The 22,616-nt window shown below is 45.1% G+C and carries 19 protein-coding genes and 1 riboswitch; of the genes, 11 read left to right on the top strand and 8 right to left on the bottom strand.

The window, feature by feature from the left end; all coding sequences use genetic code 11:
* The first annotated feature begins 44 nt into the window (after window positions 1-44).
* The 5 genes from cmoB to AACR11_RS12655 all read left to right on the top strand — a co-directional run bounded on the left by cmoB (window position 45) and on the right by AACR11_RS12655 (window position 4,825).
* On the top strand, window positions 45-1,016 hold the full coding sequence (cmoB, locus tag AACR11_RS12675; protein ID WP_029789008.1) for a tRNA 5-methoxyuridine(34)/uridine 5-oxyacetic acid(34) synthase CmoB: 972 nt from the start codon (window positions 45-47) through the stop codon (window positions 1,014-1,016).
* A gap of 221 nt (window positions 1,017-1,237) precedes the next feature.
* Window positions 1,238-1,984, top strand: coding sequence for an ATP-dependent zinc protease family protein (locus AACR11_RS12670; RefSeq protein WP_005450340.1), 747 nt, complete (start codon window positions 1,238-1,240; stop codon window positions 1,982-1,984).
* Between the two features lie 11 nt (window positions 1,985-1,995).
* Window positions 1,996-3,501: an inactive transglutaminase family protein gene (locus AACR11_RS12665; protein ID WP_005450341.1), complete on the top strand. Its 1,506-nt coding sequence runs from the start codon at window positions 1,996-1,998 to the stop codon at window positions 3,499-3,501.
* Between the two features lie 3 nt (window positions 3,502-3,504).
* Window positions 3,505-4,473, top strand: a complete 969-nt coding sequence (locus AACR11_RS12660; RefSeq protein WP_005450342.1) for an alpha-L-glutamate ligase-like protein — start codon at window positions 3,505-3,507, stop codon at window positions 4,471-4,473.
* A gap of 199 nt (window positions 4,474-4,672) precedes the next feature.
* Window positions 4,673-4,825, top strand: a complete 153-nt coding sequence (locus AACR11_RS12655; RefSeq protein ID WP_005450343.1) for a hypothetical protein — start codon at window positions 4,673-4,675, stop codon at window positions 4,823-4,825.
* Between the two features lie 127 nt (window positions 4,826-4,952).
* On the opposite strand, the gene mukB is transcribed toward AACR11_RS12655, so the two are convergent.
* From mukB to cmoM, 4 genes are read right to left on the bottom strand one after another with little or no spacing between them, the layout of a single operon-like run.
* Window positions 4,953-9,416 carry a chromosome partition protein MukB gene (gene mukB / locus AACR11_RS12650; protein ID WP_079324771.1) on the bottom strand — a complete coding sequence of 1,488 codons (4,464 nt, stop codon included), beginning with the start codon at window positions 9,414-9,416 and terminating at the stop codon, window positions 4,953-4,955.
* 2 nt (window positions 9,417-9,418) lie between these two features.
* Window positions 9,419-10,144, bottom strand: coding sequence for a chromosome partition protein MukE (gene mukE, locus AACR11_RS12645; RefSeq protein WP_005450345.1), 726 nt, complete (start codon window positions 10,142-10,144; stop codon window positions 9,419-9,421).
* Complete coding sequence (gene mukF / locus AACR11_RS12640) at window positions 10,125-11,462, bottom strand: chromosome partition protein MukF (protein ID WP_009698286.1); 1,338 nt, start codon at window positions 11,460-11,462, stop codon at window positions 10,125-10,127. The genes mukE and mukF overlap by 20 nt, the downstream gene beginning before the upstream one ends.
* A 2-nt stretch (window positions 11,463-11,464) precedes the next feature.
* Window positions 11,465-12,256 carry a tRNA uridine 5-oxyacetic acid(34) methyltransferase CmoM gene (gene cmoM, locus AACR11_RS12635; protein WP_009698287.1) on the bottom strand — a complete coding sequence of 264 codons (792 nt, stop codon included), beginning with the start codon at window positions 12,254-12,256 and terminating at the stop codon, window positions 11,465-11,467.
* A gap of 114 nt (window positions 12,257-12,370) precedes the next feature.
* Here cmoM and elyC point away from each other — a divergent pair, with 114 nt between their 5' ends.
* Window positions 12,371-13,162 (top strand): envelope biogenesis factor ElyC, encoded by a 792-nt coding sequence (gene elyC, locus AACR11_RS12630; RefSeq protein ID WP_005450349.1) that lies wholly within the window; start codon window positions 12,371-12,373, stop codon window positions 13,160-13,162.
* Between the two features lie 80 nt (window positions 13,163-13,242).
* Here the strand turns inward: elyC and torR are convergent, their stop codons facing one another.
* Window positions 13,243-13,956, bottom strand: coding sequence for a two-component system response regulator TorR (gene torR, locus AACR11_RS12625; RefSeq protein ID WP_005450350.1), 714 nt, complete (start codon window positions 13,954-13,956; stop codon window positions 13,243-13,245).
* Between the two features lie 233 nt (window positions 13,957-14,189).
* On the opposite strand from torR, the gene torD reads away from it, so the two are divergent.
* From torD to AACR11_RS12600, 5 genes are all read left to right on the top strand, one after another.
* Window positions 14,190-14,837: a molecular chaperone TorD gene (gene torD, locus AACR11_RS12620; protein WP_005450351.1), complete on the top strand. Its 648-nt coding sequence runs from the start codon at window positions 14,190-14,192 to the stop codon at window positions 14,835-14,837.
* A gap of 446 nt (window positions 14,838-15,283) precedes the next feature.
* Window positions 15,284-16,288, top strand: a complete 1,005-nt coding sequence (purR, locus tag AACR11_RS12615) for an HTH-type transcriptional repressor PurR (protein WP_005450353.1) — start codon at window positions 15,284-15,286, stop codon at window positions 16,286-16,288.
* 279 nt (window positions 16,289-16,567) lie between these two features.
* Window positions 16,568-16,657: riboswitch (cyclic di-GMP riboswitch) on the top strand.
* 116 nt (window positions 16,658-16,773) lie between these two features.
* The gene (locus AACR11_RS12610) at window positions 16,774-17,364 is read left to right on the top strand and encodes a TfoX/Sxy family DNA transformation protein (RefSeq protein ID WP_005450356.1); all 591 of its coding nucleotides are present in this window, start codon (window positions 16,774-16,776) and stop codon (window positions 17,362-17,364) included.
* 120 nt (window positions 17,365-17,484) lie between these two features.
* Window positions 17,485-18,174, top strand: coding sequence for a TVP38/TMEM64 family protein (locus AACR11_RS12605; RefSeq protein ID WP_005450359.1), 690 nt, complete (start codon window positions 17,485-17,487; stop codon window positions 18,172-18,174).
* Window positions 18,174-18,491 carry a putative signal transducing protein gene (locus AACR11_RS12600; RefSeq protein WP_005450364.1) on the top strand — a complete coding sequence of 106 codons (318 nt, stop codon included), beginning with the start codon at window positions 18,174-18,176 and terminating at the stop codon, window positions 18,489-18,491. The genes AACR11_RS12605 and AACR11_RS12600 overlap by 1 nt, the downstream gene beginning before the upstream one ends.
* Window positions 18,492-18,523: 32 nt before the next feature.
* On the opposite strand, the gene AACR11_RS12595 is transcribed toward AACR11_RS12600, so the two are convergent.
* The 3 genes from AACR11_RS12595 to glgC form a co-directional block, all read right to left on the bottom strand.
* Window positions 18,524-19,327, bottom strand: coding sequence for an alpha/beta fold hydrolase (locus AACR11_RS12595; protein ID WP_005450365.1), 804 nt, complete (start codon window positions 19,325-19,327; stop codon window positions 18,524-18,526).
* Window positions 19,328-19,449: 122 nt separating this feature from the next.
* Window positions 19,450-20,907, bottom strand: coding sequence for a glycogen synthase GlgA (glgA, locus tag AACR11_RS12590; RefSeq protein WP_029789005.1), 1,458 nt, complete (start codon window positions 20,905-20,907; stop codon window positions 19,450-19,452).
* The gene (gene glgC / locus AACR11_RS12585) at window positions 20,897-22,114 is read right to left on the bottom strand and encodes a glucose-1-phosphate adenylyltransferase (RefSeq protein WP_005450367.1); all 1,218 of its coding nucleotides are present in this window, start codon (window positions 22,112-22,114) and stop codon (window positions 20,897-20,899) included. Before glgC ends, glgA begins: the two co-directional genes overlap by 11 nt.
* Between the last annotated feature and the right edge of the window lie 502 nt (window positions 22,115-22,616).

Here is a 22,616-nt window from a genome sequence, read left to right as displayed (position 1 = left end):
CGCATTTAGTGTCAATTTTTTAATTTATTACTCAGTGAAAAACTATGTTTAATTTTGCTAATTTTTATCAGTTAATCGCTCAAGACACTCGTCTTCAGCCGTGGCTAAACGTATTACCTCAACAGTTAACAGATTGGCAAAACGCTGAGCACGGTGACTTTGGTCGCTGGCTAAAAGCGCTGAACAAGATCCCACAAGGCGCACCAAACCAAGTGGACATCAAAAACTCGGTGACCATCAGCAACGATACGCCTTTCCATGAAGGTGAACTGAAAAAGCTAGAAAGCCTACTGCGTACATTCCACCCATGGCGCAAAGGTCCATACACAGTGCACGGTATTCATATCGATACTGAATGGCGCAGTGACTGGAAATGGGATCGCGTTCTTCCGCACATCTCGCCACTAAAAAGCCGCAGCGTATTAGATGTTGGTTGTGGTAACGGCTACCACATGTGGCGCATGCTGGGTGAAGGTGCACGCCTAACGGTTGGTATCGACCCTTCTCACCTGTTCCTAATTCAGTTCGAAGCGATTCGTAAGTTAATGGGCGATGACCAACGCGCTCACCTTCTTCCATTAGGTATTGAACAACTACCAAAGTTAGAAGCGTTCGACACTGTATTTAGTATGGGCGTCCTTTACCACCGTCGCTCTCCACTGGATCACTTGGTGCAGCTAAAAGACCAGTTAGTATCAGGCGGTGAGCTTGTTCTGGAAACACTCGTTATCGAAGGCGATGAGAACGCGGTATTGGTTCCGACGTCTCGCTACGCGCAAATGCGTAACGTGTACTTCTTCCCGTCAGCGAAAGCACTGAAAGTGTGGTTAGAGTTGGTTGGCTTTAAAGATGTTCGTATCGTAGATGAAAACGTGACTTCTGTTGGAGAGCAACGTACCACAGACTGGATGACACATAACTCTCTACCAGATTACCTTGATCCAAACGACCCAAGCAAAACGGTAGAAGGCTACCCTGCACCTCGCCGTGCGGTGCTTGTCGCAACCAAGCCATAATTAACTGAGATTTCTGACATTGTCTTAACTCACTCCCTCCATTAAGACATTAACCTCTCTTCAAATCTAATTAAGGATGCGTCTTGCGTCCTTAATTTTTTGGCTTTTCGTCACTATTCCTCATTCTGTAAGAGTCTGAAGCAGATTCTTGCTTGTGAGCCTTTGGCGATAACGCTAAACTCTTAAAAAACAAACAACTTACTCCAATCCCAAGGTTTTCAATGTTTATACGATTGACTCCGGTTGTTGCCATCGCCTTACTATCTGGATGTACTTTGACCAAAGGCGAACAGTACCACCAAGAAACGTTAGCTGCTATTCAGGCTTCAGAAACGAATTTCAATACTCGCGTTACCAACTTAGAGCTTCAACTTAGTAACCAGTCGGATTACATCGAAAGTTTGGAAGACCAAGTGGATAAGTTAAATGGCGAACTCAATACCTTCCGTAAAGAAGCAATGGACGAAGTGAGAAAGCCTAAAGAACCTATCATTGTTCAAGCTCCTGCTCCCGTTCAAGCAACTCCTACCCATGACATTGTCCTTGGCTCAATTGAGCGAGTGACGATCGATTCAATCAAACAAACGTTCGACGCTCGCGTAGATACCGGCGCGGCAACATCTTCACTGAACGCTGTTGATATCGAAGAATTCGAAAGAAATGGCAAAAACTGGGTGCGTTTCCACCTAGCTGATAATACCAAGTCAGATGAAGAGAAAGATATTTGGATTGAAGCACCAATTATTCGCTACGTGAAAATCCGTCAAGCAACCAATGAAGAACTAGAGCGTCGTGCTGTAGTTGAACTTTGGGTGCGCGTTGGAAAAATTCATGAAAAAGCGCAATTTACGTTGGCAGATCGCTCTCAAATGAACCATCCTGTGTTACTAGGAAGAGAATTTATGCGCGACATCGCACTCGTCGATGTGAGTCGTAAATATATTCAAACGGAAGAAGATAAAAAATAATAAGGTAGATTATGACGTCAAGAATACCGTTTTACCTGTCAATCATCCTTTTGGTGGTTGCGGGCATCGCTTTGAGTGTTTTCAGACATCAGAATTACGGCGTTCCATGGACTCCAGGTGAAACGCGTCAAGTTTGGGATGTTGAAGCCCGCATTGAGTTCAATGCAAATGGCGGTGAAGTTAAAGCTTCTCTCGCTGCTCCTCATACACAAAAAGGCTACACCTTAATCGGTGAGTCGGCGTCATCTCCTGGTTATGGTGTTTCTTACGTAAACTCTGATTCAGGTCGTCGTGCTGAATGGTCTATCCGCCAAGCAACTGGCGCACAAACCATTTACTACAAAGCCCAATTCTTGGTTGATCCACAAGCAAAAGTGGATGAACAGCCACCAACCGGTGAAATTGCCAAACCAACCCTTTCAGCACCTCAACAAGCGGCAGCAAATGCGTTGATTGAGCGTGCAATGAGCCGTTCAGCAGACAACGAGACTTTCGCTCGTGAGCTGATCAAAACACTGAACGATCCAGATAGCCAAAACGCAGCACTGATTCTAAATGACTTTGATCGTACCGACGCTCTGCACAAAATTCTGCTTACCGCTGGCGTACAGAGTAAGACCGTTGGTGTAATCGAGCTGGAAGATGGACGTCGCCGTCAAACGATTCAACCTATGGTTCAAGTTTGGTCTGGCGATAAGTGGGTACTCTTCTCACCAAACTCTGAGCAAGCTGCAGCGCAGCCTAACCTACTTGTTTGGGATGAATCGAATGTTTCGCTACTTGACCTAGTGGGCGGCAAAAACAGCCAAGTTCACTTCTCTATGATCAAGCAGGAGCTCACACCGCAAGAAGCAACCAACAACAAAGTGGAAGCTGACGGTCTATTGAACCTGTCTATCCACAGCCTACCTCTTGAAGAGCAGGCGATGTTTAAGACCATCATGCTGATTCCAATTGGTGCTCTTATTGTTGTATTCCTGCGCGTTATCATCGGTCTTAAGACATCCGGTACCTTCATGCCAGTTCTTATTGCGGTTGCCTTTGTACAAACGCAACTTGTAACAGGTATCGTCGGCTTCCTACTGATTGTCGGTACGGGTCTGATCATCCGAAGTTACTTATCGAGGCTAAACTTACTTCTGGTCGCAAGGATATCCGCGGTTATCATCACAGTAATCATGATCATCTCTGTGTTTACCGTTGTGGCATTCAAGATTGGTCTGACTGAGGGTCTAACCATTACCTTCTTCCCAATGATCATCTTGTCATGGACGATCGAACGTATGTCGATTCTATGGGAAGAAGAAGGCGCGAAAGAAGTTGCGCTTCAAGGTGGTGGCTCACTACTGACCGCGGTACTGGTTTACTTGGCAATGACCAACACCTACATCCAGCACCTAACGTTTAACTTTATCGGCCTACAGCTCATTGTACTGGCAGGTATTCTACTACTAGGTACATACACGGGTTACCGTCTAACTGAGCTACGTCGCTTTAAACCACTAGCGGAGGACTAAACGATGTTTGAACGTTTTACTTCGCCAGCAAAACTCCGCCATAAAGGCATTATGGGGATGAACAAGCGTAACCACAGTTACATTGGTCGTTACAATGATCGTTCTAAATACCCTTTGGTGGATGACAAGCTCAAAACCAAAATTATCGCTGAAGCAGCAGGCGCGACTGTGCCTGCTCTTATTGGCGTGATCGCCAGCCAAGCTGAAGTGAAAAAGATTCACAAGATGGTTGAGAACTGGCCCGGTTTTGTAATCAAGCCAGCTCAAGGCAGTGGTGGTAAAGGTATCTTGGTTATCACTTCGCACAAAGATGGCGTATATACAAAGCCATCGGGTGCTACCTGCAATAAAGAAGAAGTTGAGCGTCACATCAGTAACGCACTTGCGGGTCTTTTCTCCCTTGGTGGTAAGAACGATGTAGCTGTGGTTGAGAACTTAATTAAGTTTGATGACTGCTTCGACGGCTTCAGTTACGAAGGTGTGCCAGACGTACGTATTATCGTATTTAAGGGCTACCCTGTTATGGCGATGATGCGTTGCTCTACAGCAGCATCGGATGGTAAGGCTAACCTTCACCAAGGCGCGGTAGGTGTCGGTATCGACATTGCTACTGGTAAAGCCATTCGCGCGGTGCAATTTGACCAACCAGTGACTCATCACCCAGATACGGGTAAAGACCTGTCGACACTGCAAGTGCCTCATTGGGAGCGCTTGTTAGAGCTTGCGTCCAGTGCTTGGGAAATGACAGGTCTAGGTTACATGGGCACCGACATGGTATTGGACAAAGAAGAAGGTCCAATGGTTCTAGAGCTAAACGCTCGCCCTGGTCTAGCAATCCAAATTGCAAACGGTGCAGGTCTCCTACCTCGCTTGAAACACATTGAGAATCTTGGCACTCCTGCTGAATATCCAAAACCAAAAGAGCGTGTTGCGTACGCAGCAGAGCAATTTGGCGTAAAATCTCAGTTCTAATCTAATCGCTAGCAGCCATTCTCGTGGTTGCTAGCTTTCTTTTCATATTTGAGCACTATCGCTCTCTTCCTAAGTAATTCATCGTTTTTATCACTGCAATCGATGATCCAGCTAACAAAATACACATCGATCGTTTCTTTTTTCTGCCGATTTTTGATTTTATATTTTCTCCCCCTTACTCAACTCGAGAGGTTGGGCGATGCTAACAAAAGAAACTAATAACAATGATACTCCGCTTGTTGAACAAGAGAACTTTGACCAACACCTACAACGTTTGTCGGAAATCTCTGTCCAAGCACTTGATGAGCTTGCTGAAATGATCGAAAAAGGAAACGACTTTTCAGAAGAATAGGACTTACTTTTTCACATTTAAGCGCCTGCAAAAAAGCCGAGCCTGTTGCCCTACAGACTCGGCTTATTTCGTTTTACAAATACAAAAACGCCCGCGTTTCTTGCGGGCGTTTTATTAGCTTCGGAGTTTAGGACTCAAACTCTTCAATCATCTCTTGTGCCTCAGTCTTAGGTTTATCGTTTTGACCAAAACCACGCAGACCAACTACGTGTACATGCTCGTGGTCTTTAAACACCTTACGCACCAGTTTGTAGGTCGTACCTTTCTCTGGGCTGATATTTTCTGGCGCCGCGATAAGAAGCTGCATATCCAGACGGTCACACAGTTCAAACAGCGTTGAGATAGATTTCGCATCCAGACGTGCTGCCTCATCAAGGAACAACAGACGACATGGCACGATATCTTTACTGCGCAAACGGCGTGATTCTTCTTCCCAGCTTTGAACAACCATCAGTAGGATTGACTGACCAGTACCGATCGCCTCACCCGTAGATAGCGCGCCAGATTCAGCTTGTAGCCAGCCGTCAGAACCACGGTTCACCTCCACACTTAGCTCTAGGTAGTTACGGTAATCCAGTAGCTCTTCACCCAGAACCTGAGGAGAACGTTGACCCATATCGATATGTGGGTTCACGCGTTGGAACAGTTTCGCCATTGCTTCAGAGAAGGTAAAGCGAGTCGATTCAAACAGATCTTTATGCTGCTCTTGTTGTGTCGCTAGACCGTTAAGTAGCACTTCATGACTTTCGCGGATCTTCACGTTTAGACGTACGCCCTTCACCTGACCGAACGAGATGTTCGACAAACCTTGGTTCAGCATACGAATACGGTTTTGCTCACGCTGAATCGTCTTCTTGATGATGCTCGCTACTGACTCAGAGCTGATCGCTAGGCGGTTTTCACGTTGCGTTAGCTCTTCCGTTAGACGCGCCAGCTCTACTTCCATCTCTTCGATCGCTTCGACTGGATCATCAGTACGGATGATATCCTGACGAATACGTTCACGAAGATGTTGGTAAACCGCGATGTAAAACAGAACTTTACGCTCTGGACGTGCATTGTCTTCTGATAGACGCAGCGCATCACGCAGGTCATCATTATTCGCAACCGCTAGACGCAGCGCACCCAATGATTTATCCGACATTGAACGCAGTTCATCCGCTGACATGTAAGCCAGTTCACGCTTGTGTAGACGACGCTCAACATCGTTCTCACGCGCTAGACGAAGTACCGAACACCAGCCAGCTTTCGCTGCAACAACGAAGGTACGCAGCTCAACGTATTCTTTCTGAACTTTCTTCAGACGTTTCGCCAAGCCTTTCATCTCTAGTTCAGTAGAGGTGATCGTACGCTCGTATTCGCTCTTACGGCTACGAGAAGTGTGTAGACGCTCATGCAGTTCGCCACGACGACGCATTGCACGCTCTTCTGCACCTTCGTCAGCGTTCACGCCAAACTCTTGAAGTTCTTGTTTGAACTCTTGAACCGTTTCCAGTTTCGCTTGGTGTGAACTCTTCAGAGAAGCCAATACTTGGTTGTATTGGTTCATTTGACCTTGCGATTGTTTCAACTCTTCACGAGAGCGAGTACGCATTTGTTCAGCTTGAACCAGTTTTGCTTTTAGCTGTTCGCTCAGCTCACTGCTCTTGTTCAGTAGGTCTACTGAATCTGAATAAGCGAAGTAGTGGCGACGTTCAACGAGATCCGAGAGCGCAAAGATTTGCTTCTTAAGATCTTGTAGCTGTTCGTCTGCCGCTTTGTATTCCGCTTCTAGTGCATCGAATTGCTCTGGGTCAGCATCTAGGGCAACCGCTACTTTTTCCAGTTCCGCCACCGCTTTCGCGTGGTTGGTTAGGAACGCTTTTGCTTCTGAAAGTTGAGCGATTTTCTCTTCCAACTCATCAAAGCGCGCTTGCAGCGACTCATCTTCAATCAACGCCATGTTCGGTGCTAGCTTGTCTAAAGAAGACAATGCTTGCTTGCTGGTTTGCAGTTGAGAACGTTGCTGCTGCTCTTTTGCATCCAGATCAGCCAGTACGCGCGCAATTTGGTTACGCTTGTCGCGAATGGTTGCCAATGCTTGCTCTGGGTCAGCTTCGAATGCTACTTGAATGTGGCTTGCCACAAACTGGTTGAACGCTTGGTACAGACGCTGCATTTTTTGCGAATCGAATGCCGCTTTCGCGTGCTTCTCAACCACTTCTTCACGTTCGTTACGCAGTAGCTCTAAACGCTGCTCACGTGCTGCACGACCAAACAATGGGATTTCAGGCAAGCGAGAGTAACGCATTTGGCGATCGTTCATACGAACACAAACCGCGCCTTCTAACTCTTCTGCGTCGAATGAGCTGTCATCAAAGGCATCGATGTCACCTTCAATGATGTACAAGTCTTCTGGACAGTCGTCTAGTTCTACCAGTTTCTCTTCGATACCAGATAGGTCAGAAACAACGATAGCGTGACGAGCCGGACCGTACATCGCACTGAAGTAAGGCGCGTCATCAATAGTGATGTCATCATAGATCTCTGACAGCAATACGCCGCCTAGAGTATCTGCCAAACCTTTCAGACGAGGGTCGTTTGAACCACCAGGTGAAGCAAGACGCTCAATCTCAGAGTCAAGTTGGCTGCGACGCTCTGCTAGTTTGTCTTTCGCCAGAGAAAGGGTCTTCTCTTGCTCAAGCACCACTTGCATTTGGCTCATGACTGACTGGCTATCTTCTAGCTCAGCGCCACTTTGCTCACGCAGTTTTTCTAGCGCATCGTTCGCCGCAATCCATGTTGGTGCAATGGCTTCTAGCTTGTTGATTTCCGCTGCTGCATCTTGCTCTAGACGACGCTGTTCGCTGCGTTGTTCACGCACGTCTTCCTGCGTCATTTCTAGCGAGTCGATTTGCATCGCGTGACGCTCACGTTCTTGTTCAAACGTGATTTCGTCAGTCAGTTCAACATGGAACTGCTTTTGGTATTCGTTAACGAGCTCACGTGCTTGACGTTGCTGGTTAAGGCTACGCTCAAGGTCACGGTGCTGTGCACGCCATTGCTGTTCGTTTTGCGCGACTTGCTGAGATTCACGCGCTTTCGCAATTGCGGTTTTCGCATGTTCAGACGCATCTTTACGCTCAACTTGACCAACAATGCTTTGTACCAGTTTAAGCGCCGTTTCGAACTGCTCTGCTGCTGCAGAAGACATGTCCAGTTTGTGCTTAACCGATAGCAACGCGTTGGTACTTTCTGATTCTTTGCTCTTAAGCTCAGAGACAAGCGCTTGTGCCGATTCTGCCGTTAGGCTGTCATCGCCAAGTAGCTGCTTCGCTTTTTCCAGCGCTTGAACCGCTTGTTGGTATTGAAGGGCACGAGTTTGTTGAACGTCGAGTGCTTGTTGGTAGTCCGCCAACTGCGTCTTAAGGCTATCCACCTCTTCTTCCGCAACGGTCGCTTGCTCTTCCACCATCATCACGCGTTCTTGCGCTTCTTCCACTACCATCATCTGTTCTTCAAGACGCTCACTCAGCTCTTCAAGATCTTCTTGGTAGCGTTCGATCTTCTCTTGCTGACGCAGTGCGTTTTGCACCAGTTGCAAGTAGTCAGAAGCCGCTTGGTAATCTTGCTCTAGCGCAGATTCCGACTCGATCAGCAGTTCTAGCTCTTCTTGAACACGGTTAAGCAGGTTGTTTTGCTCAACGAGAGTTTCACGAGAACCGAACAGCTCTGAACGTAATGACAGCGTTTTATCCAACTTGTTACGACGATCGTTCGCGTGACGCATGTAGTCCGCCGCCACGTAGTTAGTCGACTCTGTGATCAAGTGTTTGAACAAGTCACGGTCTGCTTGCGTGGTTTTGATCGCTTCTAGCGTCATGCGGTTTTCACGCAGTGCTGATTCCATATCTTGGAACGCTTTCTTCACGCCGCCGTTTTGTGGCAGAAGGTAGTCACGAAGCGAGCGCGTGATTGCACTTGAGATACCACCGTAAAGCGATGCTTCGATCAGGCGGTAGAATTTAGAACGGTCACCAGAGTTACGCAGTTTCTTCGGAATCACACCGAATTCGAACATCTGCGAGTGGTAATCCACGATAGAAGAGAAGGCTTTAAATTGAACGCCTTCAAATTCTGCGATCGATTCTTTTACTTCATTGATTTGACGTACACGAGCTTGAGTCGCAGATACGCTTTCAATCAAGATATCCGTTGGTTTCACATGGCTTGGAAGACCTTGGATAACAAACGGTTTGATGTCTACTTTCTTATCACGACCCGCTACTTGCTGCAGTTTTACTGCAAACAATAGGCGTTGGTTACGTGAGTTCACCACATCTAGCGCCGCATAACATGCGCCCGGCTGTAACTTACCGTACAGACCTTTGTCGCGAGACGATTGGCTGCTGCCTGCTTCTGTGGTGTTACGGAAGTGCAGTAGCGTTTGGTCAGGAATCAATGCGGTGATGAACGCCGCCATTGTGGTCGATTTACCTGCACCGTTACCACCTGATAGCGTGGTGACCAGACCATCGATGTCAAACGTACGGGCAAAGAAGCCGTTCCAGTTGACCATGGTCAGCGATTGGTATTTACCGCGTTCAATCATGCTCATGCTTCACCCTCTTCTGTTGTTTCTTCTTGGGCTTGGTCGTCTTGATCTTCTTCAGACAATAGGCTGCCTTGGCTTGGCTCTTTGGTGTGCACTACCGCTTCACCATCACGGATCAGACGTAGCTGCGCTTCACGCATATCATCACCAATTCGTACATCGGCACCAAAGCGGAATACTGCTTCACTGATGCTGAATTTACCGGTTTCACCGATGTTGATGATCATGCCTAGGCGACGCAGGCGACGGAGTGACGTACGTACTTTTTCAAACAGCTTTTCTTTATCAAGGTCAGAACCAGTCGCACGGTTCGTCACTAGCTTCATCAGCTTGTTTTCATCAGCCAGAGCAAGTAGCTCGTCGTACAATTCTTGGTTAGTGAAGATGCCTTCGTGCGCAAGACGTTCTGGGCTTAGGTAAAGGAAACACAGTACCTTACCCACCAGCATGTCCAGCTCAGAAAGGACACTACGACCAATCAAAGACGTTGAACGTGGACGGAGGTAGAAGAAACCTTCTGGCGCTTTCACCAATTCGGTGTTGTAGCGCTGATAGAAAGAAGAAAGCTCAAGTTCGAAATCCGACAACAACGCGTGGTTGTCCAGATCTTCACTTGAAACATGACGCCCTGCTCGAAGCATGCTGTCTAGCGCTGGGAACAGAGGGTTAGAAATTGCTTTTGCCAGATTCTCTGACATGTATTCATTAGTATCGGTCGATGACATTCGCTTGTACCTTTGCCCCAAATTCGTTGATTGCTTTCCAGTCTGGCTGAACAGCTTGGTAGTCGGATTCTGAATAACCCAGACGTACCGCCTGATCAACGACAATGCGAGCTAAATCAAAGTGATGAGTATGAGGGTGTTGTGCAAGGTAATCTCGCAGTACCACGCTCAAGTCAATAGGTGCGCCTTGGTCTTTATGCGCTTTCAGCATGTCACCAATTCGCTCCGCCAACTCATCATTGACTTGTTGAAACTCTTCGTATTCCACTTCCATCGGAACTTGACCTGTTACCTCGTCATCACGCAGTACTAGGGCTTCATCACGAAGGTCAGAAAGCCTTTCCGCATCTGCATAAGTCAGATACCAAGGCGAATCAAAGTAGTCTTTAACGGACTGGCGCAGACGCGAGCTAAACGCACGGTTCTTATCCATATCAATTGCAGTACGGATGAACTTGTGCACGTGTCGGTCGTAGCCAATCCAAAGGTCGATCGCTTGCTGGCCCCAGCTTGTGATTCGGTCCAGTTTCATCTGAAGACCAAACAAGGCTTCTTCGATAAACTCAAGCTCAGGGTCACCATAGACAATCTCTTGAATGTCTAGGATCTGAGTTTGCAGTTCATCACTGGCAGCTTGCAGCGTATCTTGAAGTTCACGCAACGTGCTTGATGTTTCTGACAGAAGCGCTTCACAGTTGTTGATTGCTTCACGCCAGTCTTTGTTAAGCAGGTCAGCAATCTGTTGTTTCACAGATTGTTGCTGCTCATCCATCACACGTTGGTTGAGATCAATTTGATCGAAGATTTCGCCTACAGAATATTTCAATATCCCGTACACGTTCTTCTTCCAGTGGCCCGGAGTGCCGCCTTTTTGTGCCGCTTCAATCGCTTTCGCCATTTCATCAGCGACCATAGACAACTGAATAGAAAGGCGCAGTTTCGAGAACTCACGATGGCGCACGTAGTAGTCGGTAATTCCTATCGCTAATGGCGACAAGCGGTAAATGCTCGCTCCGTCAGTAATCTCACTGACAAAACGGCTCATAAGACGCTGCTTAACCATCTCGTTAATGGCATTGTTCGCACGGAAAGCCGAAGCTTCTCCCGTCTCATCAAAAAGTCGAGTGACGATGGCAAATGCGTCGTGCAATTCACCTTCACCCAATTCTTCATCGAACCTTTCATTACTTAATACAGCGATAGCAATCAAAAATGCCAGTCGCTCAGTGGTCAGGTTCAACGAGAAATCGTGCTGCTTTACCCAGCCAACCAACTCATCGATTGGTTGCTCTGCAGCATTGAGAGTCATCTCACTCATCGTTATTCCTGTTTATCGTTCTTCTTAGCCCACACATGAATATAGCGGCCTAATGAGAGGTATGGCTCTTGTCGACAAAGTTGTTTTTCTAGCGCCAACACATCTTCAAACTCGTAATCGCCCATGTATTGCATATTACCTATGTAATCACTGAATGAACGAATACCAGATTTACCACAAATACTAAAACCAGAATCTTCTATCCATTGATAAACCTCTTCAGGTTTTAGCCCTTTTTGTGGCTGTAGTTTAAATCTTTTTCGGTGAGGCATGCCGTCTAAAACATGAGGAATGTTGCCACAAACCACATTTTTATAGACCAAGCCGTGGTGGTTATAGAACATAACCGAAGCGATGCCCCCCGGTTTGACCTGCTCCAAAAGCGTTTCAAGTGCGGTTTTCGGATCAACCAACCACTCCATAACGGCATGGAACATGACAAGGTCCACCTGCGCTTCCATGTGTTCAGCAATGGATTGGACAGGCGAATGAATCAGGCGATACTGCTCAAGCAAACCGTTTTTTTCAATATCCTGCTTTGCTAGTTGCAGCATTTCCGAAGATAGATCACACAAAGCGACATGATGTCCGAGCTTAGCAAGCTTTTGCGACATTTGCGCTAAACCACCACCAGCATCAAGGACTTGTAGTGCTTGATGGTCGGCGTCTAATTCACTTAGAATCTGTAGAAAATCTTCCCACACAATGATTTGTCGGATCTCCCCTTTATCGGAGCCGTAAATATTTTTTGCAAATTTGTGGGCGATATCGTCGAAATTGCGGTCTTCTGTCACTTCTGCTGAGTTATCATAACGGATTGTGCCGCTATTCTGTCACAAGGAAAGCAGGAATAAAGAGGGTTATCCTCATTTTTATTATCAATTGATGTTTTTTCGGACTATTTATGTATGTTTGAGCTGAAAAAAGTAATGTCAGCCTTGTTAATGCCGCTTCCGGCATTGCTAATCATAGGCTTGTTAGGTCTTGCTCTCATTAGTTTTACCACGAAACGTAAAACTGGCTGCTTTGTTGTTCTATTCTCTTTTGTCGGCATTTTCCTCGTTGCCTTCCAACCTGTTTCAACCAAGCTTCTGATGCCTCTTGAGCGCGAGTACAAAGCGTTTTTACCTGTATCAGGTAGCATTGACTATGTCATGGTGCTTGGTAATGGTCATGTCGTCGATGATGAGATCCCACCAACTTCTCAACTAAGCCGTACAGCGCTAATGCGCCTTACCGAGGGCATTCGTATTTTACGTATGTACCCTGGCGCTAAGTTAATTTTGTCCGGTTACGCAGGTGGATCTGAAATCAGTCATGCGCGCATGATGGCTAACGTGGCACTTTCTCTTGGTGTCGCAAAGTCCGACATCATCCTTCTCGAAGACGCTAAAGACACATGGGAAGAAGCCCGCCAAGCCGCTGCCTTTGTGAAGCAAAAAGACATTGTGCTGGTAACCTCAGCAAGCCATATGAAGCGTGCTTTGTACGAGTTTAATGCTGCAGGTATCAAGCCAATCCCTGCGCCAACTAACTTTATGGCAATTGATGACATTGAACAGCCATGGCAAAAGTACACTCCGAAAGCTCGTTACTTAGAACAAACCGAGTTGTATTGGCATGAGTATTTAGGTGGGTTGTGGCAAAAGTTGCGTGATAACGTAGGTCAAACACCAATGGTTGAAGTAGAACAACCATAAAACACTTAAAAACGATTCAGTGGTCAAATTGCGGAAACAAAAAAGGAGAGCCAATGCTCTCCTTTTTCTTTAGGTATGATTTAATCACCAGCAAACATGTAGCCTTCACCGTGAACCGTCACAAAGATTTGTGGGTTCTTAGGATCAAACTCCATCTTAGCGCGCATGCGGCGAATCAGTACGTCAATCGTACGATCATTTGGCGCATCCACTCGGTGGCTGATCATATTCAAAATACGCTCGCGGCTTAGTACCTGATTTGGGTACGAGGACAGTGCAACCAATAACTCATATTCAGCTTTGGTTAGTTTCACTGGCTCACCATTACGGCTTAGAGCTCGACGCTGAATATCAAACGTCCACTCACCGAAGCGCACAATGTGTTCTTCATTAGTGTCGTTCGCTGCTTTTTGAGAACCGCTGCGTGCCGCAGAGATGCGCCATAGCAAGTTCTTCACGCGAACCAATAATTCCCTTAGTTCAAAAGGCTTTGTCACATAATCGTCTGCGCCCATTTCTAGACCAACGATTTTGTCAATGCTATCCGTGCGTCCTGTCACTAATATGATGCCGATATCTGATTGGCTGCGTAATTCACGCGTAAGCATAAGACCATCTTCGCCAGGCAGGTTAATATCCAGCATGATTAGGTCAACATCACCGCCTTGAAGCACTTCGCGCATCTCTGCGCCGCTTTCTGCTTCACTGACTTTGTAACCTTCATTTTGGAAATAGCCCGCGAGCTTACTGCGAGTTACAACATCATCTTCTACGACTAATACGTGATAGCTCATTTACACCACTTTCTGTCTTTTTTATTTTCCAAGACGTATTCTATTCATAACTAGTAACATTTCTAGTCATAGATACATTAAAAAGCAAGATTTTGCGATTTTATTGATTCAAAGCAAGCTTATTTACAGCCATTCACAAATACGCATATTTTCCAATAATGCATAACAATTATAGTTACTGCTATTCATCTTAATTGTTTACACTTAAGGGATAACCATTCAGGAGCAAAAAAATGCAAGAAGTGAAAGCTTTTAACGAGAAACGCGCAGAAATCTATTGGTGGTTTTCTAGCCTGTTCGCAAAAGAACTGACAGAGAAAGAACTAGAAACCTACCACAGTGTTGAAATTCGAAGCTTTTTAGCGGGTCTTGGTGAAAACGAATCACTAAAACCAGCTGTTGATACCCTTGTTGATGCACTCAACCGTTTACAAGACCGTGAAGACGCTCAGTTAGAATTAGCAGCGGACTTCTGTGAACTCTTTCTAAAAACAGAAAAGCACGGCGCACTGCCTTATGCTTCAATGTACATCGGCGAATCTGGTTTATTAAATGATAAGCCAGCAGAAGAGATGGAAAAACTGATGGCAGACTTTGGCGTGCAAGTGGACGAAAATCTGAAAGAACCAGCGGACCACTTAGCGGTCGAGCTAGATTTTCTAGGCAACATGATTATCCGCTCGAACGAACTAGAGCAAGATAAACATATGGAAGAAGCGTTCGGAAAACAGAACGAGTTCATCCAACAACACCTTATGACTTGGCTGCCACAGTTTGCTGCTAAATGTAAGCAATTTGACGAATTTGGCTTCTACATTAGCGTTACGCAACTATTAATTGCATTTTGTAAACTGGACAGCACCTACCTTCTTGGTGAATAATTACCACCTATTTTGGGGAGTCTGTCATTCAGACTCCCTATTTTATTCGTTTGTTTTTAATCTGGCACAGAGAAATACAATCAATTTAGCCGTTAAAATGTGACCTCAGGGGCACAAAACAACTGCCTAGAATATTGCCAGCTTGCTCGCATCAGTCTAAAATGTGAGCGCAAACGATTAAATATGATTTATATGTAAACCGCTGAAATAAAGCGGTTTTTGTGTTTTCTTAACAGGATTGCTGACCAATTCCTCACTTATATAAGAAAGGAATATGAGACTCAGCGATAAATGTTGCTACAAACCTTTTTATACCGATTTCGGAACAACCGCTGCCAAATATCTCAGCAATGCCCCTATTCGCAGTTGCTCGGTTTGCGCAAGACCCTAAGCGTATGGTTGTCTTCACTACGGTATTTACAGTAGCTCGATACAGGACATCATTTATGGCCACTATTAAAGACGTTGCTCGCTTAGCCGGCGTTTCTACCACTACGGTTTCGCACGTAATTAATAAAACTCGCTTTGTTGCTGAAGCAACTCAAGAAAAAGTAATGAAAGCAGTGGATGAACTTAATTACGCACCAAGTGCCGTTGCGCGCAGTTTAAAATGCAACTCAACTCGTACCATCGGTATGTTAGTTACTCAATCTACCAACCTGTTCTTCTCTGAAGTAATCGACGGCGTTGAGAGCTACTGTTACCGTCAAGGTTACACTCTGATCCTATGTAACACGGGCGGTATTTACGAGAAGCAACGTGACTACATCCGCATGCTAGCTGAGAAACGTGTAGATGGCATTCTAGTAATGTGTTCTGACCTTACGGAAGAGCTAAAAGAGATGCTTGACCGTCATTCAGACATTCCTAAAGTTGTCATGGATTGGGGTCCTGAAAGCTCACAAGCAGACAAGATCATCGATAACTCAGAAGAAGGCGGTTACATCGCAACAAAATACCTGATCGACAATGGTCATACTGATATTGCTTGTCTGAGCGGTCACTTCGAAAAAGCAGCTTGCCAAGAACGTATTGCGGGTTACCGCCGTGCCATGGCTGAAGCAAACCTAGCCGTTAACGAAGACTGGATTCTTGAAGGCAACTTTGAGTGTGACACGGCTGTCTTAGCTGCAGATAACATCAGTGCTATGGACAAACGTCCAACCGCTGTTTTCTGTTTCAATGACACAATGGCACTTGGCTTGATGAGCCGCCTACAACAAAACGGTATCAAAGTACCTGACGATATTTCTGTTATCGGTTACGACAATATCGAACTTGCTGAGTACTTCTCTCCACCGCTAACGACGATTCACCAACCAAAACGTCGTGTGGGTAAAAATGCATTTGAGATCCTACTTGAGCGCATCAAAGATAAAGAGCATGAGAAGCGTGTTTTCGAAATGCAACCAGAGATCGTTGTGCGTAATACAGTTAAGAAATTGAACTGATCTCTCACTTGATTTTATAAAGCGCTCCTAGGAGCGCTTTTTTATTGCCTAAAAATAACTTTTTTTGGACATTTCATCAGAAAAATAATTTAAAGAACGAAGATAAGTTGCTGTTTTAACTCAAGGTAGCACATATCCTTGATAGACCTTTTGTATTACAATTATACATTCCAGCATATGAAACTTTACACATCAAATTACCACTATTAACTGAACCAAGATCACACTTCAACGTTTGAAACGTGATGTTAATTCAATATACGAAGTATCCTCAAAGAGTCACGCACAGGGCAAACCATCCGAAAGGGTGGGACGCAAAGCCTCCGGCCTGAACCATCTTATTAGATGGAAGGTAGCGGGGTTACCGATGGCAAATATGCATTAAGTGAGTTTACCCTTTAATGACATTGTGTCTGCATGCATTTGCTAATCTCTCGGACCTGATTTTTGGTGGCGTAATATTAATTACACCGAGATAACACACCATGGATAAACCGATACTCAAAGACTCAATGAAGCTGTTTGAGGCACTTGGTAATATCAAGTCGCGCTCAATGTTTGGTGGTTTTGGGCTCTTCGCCGATGAAACGATGTTTGCGCTTGTCGTAAACAATCAACTTCATATTCGAGCTGACCAACAAACTTCATCTGACTTCGAGACTCAAGGACTAAAACCGTACGTCTACAAGAAACGTGGTTTCCCAGTCGTTACGAAATACTATGCAATTTCTGATGATCTTTGGGACACAACCGACCGCTTGATTGAAGTTGCCAAGCAATCCCTCGAGACTGCTAAGCAAGAGAAAAAACAACAAGCAAGCACCAAGCCTAATCGATTGAAAGATCTACCTAACCTGCGTCTAGCAACTGAGCGTATGCTCAAGAAAGCGGGCATTGACTCTGTAGAGCAACTTGAAGCAGAAGGCGCGCTAAACGCATACAAAGCAATCCAAGATACGCATGCCTCTACGGTAAGCCTTGAACTGCTCTGGGCGTTAGAAGGTGCAATCAAAGGCACACATTGGAGTGTCGTACCTCAGTCTCGTCGAGAAGAATTGATGAGTGCTCTTTCCTAAAGCATTTATATCAGCATGACATTGAGTAAAAGCCGCAGTTTTCAAACTGCGGTTTTTTTTTGAAATTTTTTATTGCCCCATTCTGTCTTATTATCTAAGAAGCCAAACGGAGCTATTGATATGAATAAGAAACTGATTTTAGGACTGATCCTACTCGCGACGATTATCTTTTTAGGCGTGAATTTTGGTCAATACCTAACGCTAGAAAACGCGAAGGCGCAACAAGAAGCGTTGAACACTTTTATTAGCGAAAACTTCGTATTCGCTGCTGCCACTTATTTCTTTGCTTACATTGCCATCACTGCGTTTTCGATTCCAGGTGCAGCAGTGGTGACTTTGCTTGGTGCGGCGCTATTTGGTTTCTGGACAAGTTTGCTGCTGGTTTCTTTTGCCAGCACAATCGGTGCAACGATCGCCTTTTTAAGCAGCCGCTACCTATTGAGGGAATGGGTACAGAGTAAGTTTGGAAACAAGCTAGGTGCGATCAACCAAGGTGTAGAAAAAGACGGCGCATTTTACCTGTTTTCGCTACGCTTAATCCCTGTTTTTCCATTTTTCCTAATCAACTTGTTAATGGGCCTGACACCAATGACTATTGCTCGATTCTACTTAACAAGCCAAATTGGTATGTTGCCTGGCACTGCGGTTTATCTGAATGCAGGTACACAGCTAGCAACCATTGATAGTCTTTCTGGAATTGTGTCACCAACCGTATTAGCATCGTTTGCTCTACTTGGTTTGTTCCCTATTATCGCTAAATGGGTTATGAATAAGGTTCGCCCTGCACAAGTACAAAATGGAAACGCTTAATGAAAATATACATCGCTAAAAATCCGGCTGAAGCTCATATCGTTTGTGAGCTTCTTAAAACCGAGCAAATAGCCTGCGAAGTGCGAGGTGAAGGCATGTTCGGATTGAAGGGAGAGCTGCCTTTTAGCGATGATACTGACCCGTATGTTTGGCTTTTACATCCGGAGCAACAGTTGAAAGCATCAGCCATCGTCGAAGACTATCGAAAACAAGCAGAACTTATTTACCAAGATTGGCAGTGCCCACAATGTTCGGAGCAAAATGAAGGTCAATTTGGCGCTTGTTGGCAATGCGGATATCAAATAGGGGAGCCTTAATAGCTCCCCTATTCTTTTCAATCATTTTAAGTTTAAGCGGCTAAGCTTTGCTGCTTAATGAACTCAATAGAGTGTTGATTGAAGTCATCAGGTCGTTCTACATTGCACACATGACCACAGTCTGGAATCTCGCGTAGAACACTTTGCTTATGTACCGCAACCATCTCTTTAACTGGTTTGATGAACATGTAATCCCTATCACCCATTAAATACAATGTTGGGATAGGCAGTTCACGATCTTTAAAGTATTTCATCAGAGGATTAACGTCAGCGGCTAAGATGAACCATCGTTTGAATTCTTTCTGGCACAATTTCTTTGCTTCGCGGATAAATAGGTGACGTGATTCTCGTTGGTTTTTTTGCGGCATAACAATGTAGGCAAACAACTTGTACAGCCACATATAAGGCAGAATGTGCTTTCCTAGATTACCTAACTTCACCAGGATTTGTGAGCGAGTATTTAAACGCGTAACAGCGCCACCAAGAACCATAGAGCGTACTCGCTCAGAGGCTAACTCAGCCAAATTACGAACAATAATAGTACCCAAAGACATACCGACAAAGTGCGCAGACTGAATCTTAAGATGATCCAAAACTTTTAGAATATCTTGAGTCACCGCCGTAAAGGTATAGCGACTTGTCATCAATTCTTTAAGCAGTTGGTTAGATTTTCCATGCCCTCGAAGGTCGATCAGCAGTAAGTTAAAGTGCTGCTTATACGCTTTGATCTGCTTAAACCATATCGAAGAACTGCCACCAGCACCATGCACAAAAACGACCCACTCTTTGCTAGTAGGGTGTATATAGGTTTTATGGAATAAAAGTGGCTGAGTCATGTATCAGTATGAAAAACATTCTTTGTGAACAGGAATGGATAAATGCTACCACACTCCTTATGGGTAAGATAATAAAGGCACCCTATTCGGTGCCTTTCGTTACACTTTTTAAAGATTTTGCGTCAATTTAACGCGGCTCTATACAACTGCAAGTATTCTTCCGCAGCTTTACGCCAACAAAAGTCTTTCTGCATTGCATGAAGCTGTACACGCCTTACTTCGTTCGGACTCTGTGCGTAAAGCAACAGTGCCCTTAGCATCGTCAATAACAACGCTTGTGGTGTTGGCTCATAGAATACAAAACCTGTGGCTTCTTCAAGATCTGCGTCGTAGTCATTAACACTGTCTTTCAAACCGCCTACACCACGAACAATCGGCAACGTGCCATAGGCCATACTGTAGATCTGATTTAAACCACAAGGTTCAAATTCTGAAGGCATCAGGAAGAAATCTGAGCCAGCCTCAACAAGGTGTGCGAGTTCATTATCGTATGCTTCAACAAAAACCAACTTATTAGCGAACTGTGCTGAGACGTCTCTCAGTTGGGCAGCAAGGATAGGATCGCCAGTCCCCACGACGACAACTTGAACATCATGTTTGAGGAAGTCAGCCAATGCTGGTAGCAAATAATGCACGCCTTTTTGTTGCGTTAAACGGCAAACCATACCAAACATAGCGCAATCAGATGCTTCAAGACCCAGCTTTTCTTGTAGGGCTCTCTTACAAGCGTTTTTGCCACGCACCATGCTTTGTCGGTTCGCTTTGTAGTTCAACGGTAAACTAGAGTCCGTTTCTGGATTCCACGCACTGTAATCACAACCATTTAGAATACCCACTAAATCGTCAGCGCGTTGTTGAAACTCCCACGCCATACCATGACTACCTAGCTCAGTCTTAAGCTCTTCTGCGTAAGTCGGGCTTACTGCATTGATTTTGTCTGCATTCATCACCCCCGCTTTGAGCATGGTGATGTGAGTGGCACTGACGGCTGCATCAGGCACATTTCGACTATGGAACTCTGGAAGGCATTGAACATCGTCGTAACTAAATACCCCTTTGAACACCGCGTTGTGAATTGAAATAACGCTGCGAGTGTTTGCAAAGAAGGCTTCATTGCCGTATCGATGTTTGAGCAAGAATGGGACTAATCCTGTATGCCAGTCATTAGCGTGAACAATGTCCGGCTGGAAGCCAAGCTTAGGTAACATGTCCAAACACGCTGCACTAAAGAATGCAAAGCGTTCACCATTGTCTGTATAAGCTTGGTTGTTTTCGGCGTACATAGAAGGACGATTGAAATACGGCGGACACTCAATTAGGTAAACTGGATTATCCCCAAGCGTTAACTTAAGCACTCGGTACGCCGTATGTGGCCAACTCGTTAACTCTGTTTCTAGAACCGTTTCCGCTTCCGATAGTTGCTCAATGCCAGTATAGGCTGGAATAGAAATTCGTACATCTTGCTGAAGATTTTGAAGGGCTTCCGGCAGTGCCTTGGCTACATCAGCCAAGCCACCACTTTTAATTAGTCCTTCGACTTCAGACGCTACAAACAGAACAGACAAATTGTTAGTAGCCAACACGTGCTCCTTTTGGAATTACAACGATGCCATCATCTGACACATGGTAATGTTTCTTATCTTCTTGTAGATTTACACCAATTTGTGTACCCGGCGCAATATCTGCGTCTTTATCTACAATCACGCGACGAAGCACACAACCTTCCCCGACTTTCACATCACCGAGCAAAATACACTGGCTGATGTCACACGCCGAAGCAATGTTGCTACGGAAACCTAATACTGATTTTTCAATACGTGAACCACGTACGTAGCTACCGTTACATACCAAGCTATCGATGATCTGAACTCGACCATTAACAGAGTCAGTAAATGTCGCTGGTGGCAATGGTGGGTAATAAGTATGAAGTGGCCATTTGCGGTTGTATAGAGAGAACGGTGCGTCTTTCTCAAGAAGATCCATATGAGCTTGCCAGTACGCATCAATCGTACCTACATCGCGCCAATATACTTCTTCTTTCTCACCCGTGATGCGGTTGGTACTGAAGTCATAAACAAACACATCACCACGCGGGAACATTTTAGGAATAATGTCTTTGCCAAAGTCGTGCGTTGACGCTTCGTTATCAGCATCTTCAATAAGTTCGGCAAACAGTGTCTGAGCTTCGAAGATATAGTTACCCATAGACACGAGTGCGTGCTCTGGATCACCTGGGATAGATTTCGGATTAGCTGGCTTTTCTTCAAAGCCAATCATGCGACCTTCGTTGTCTACTTCGATAACACCAAATTGAGACGCTTCAGATAACGGCATTCTTAGCGCTGAAACCGTTAGCGAAGCCTCTTTCTCTTGGTGGAAAGCCAACATCTGTTTAATGTCCATTTTATAGATATGATCGGAACCAAAGATACATACTTGATCAGGTTCTGCCAACTCCATAAAACGCAGGTTTTGGTAGATAGCATCTGCCGTTCCTTCATACCAACGCTTGCCTGTACGCATCTGCGCAGGAATTGGGTCGATAAAGCGGTCGGTGATGCCATTGATGTTCCACCCTTTCTTCAAGTGGTGGAATAGAGATTGAGATTTGAATTGAGTAAGGACGTAAATGCGCATTAAATCCGCATTCACAAAGTTATTCAGAGCGAAATCAATAAGTCGGTAACTTCCGCCGAAAGGGACCGAAGGTTTACTGCGGGATTCCGTTAAAGGTCTCAAGCGAGAGCCTTCACCGCCAGCAAGAATCATTCCCAAAACACCAGCCATTCGTTGTTCTCCATATAGTTATAGCTTGGAACTGGTACTCGCTTGATATGAGCAGAACTCGGGGAGTCAAGCGAATACGTTAATACGTCCATATTGATGAGTTTCTATGAACCCTCACAATACGAACTGAAAAAGCTATTGCACATCCTCGTACGCACACGCCTTAGTTATTCTTTATTTTCGGCGCTAAATAACAGCATACAGTTGCATTATCTGTCTAATAAGTTATCGAAGTGGAACTAAATTACAATTTAAAATATGCCATTCCGTGTAGTGTACAGATGTTGCTTACTCAATACGGTATCTTGATCACACAATGGGACGCAAACGATTACATTGTGAAAACAATTTACAAACCGATTAACTACACAAGTGCAGTTTTGCGACAGGATACGATGAAACTATGACCGTTGGATGAAAACAAGAATGGTGAAAAATGGAAGAAAAATGATTGGTGAAATGAATGAATTATAAAATAGCAGGTAAAAAATAAGGCAGCGTA

The organism is Vibrio sp. L85, assembly GCF_963871815.1.
GTDB lineage: Bacteria > Pseudomonadota > Gammaproteobacteria > Enterobacterales > Vibrionaceae > Vibrio > Vibrio harveyi.
The sequence above is the reverse complement of the archived record's forward strand: the minus strand, read 5'-3'. Positions and strand labels throughout refer to the sequence as shown.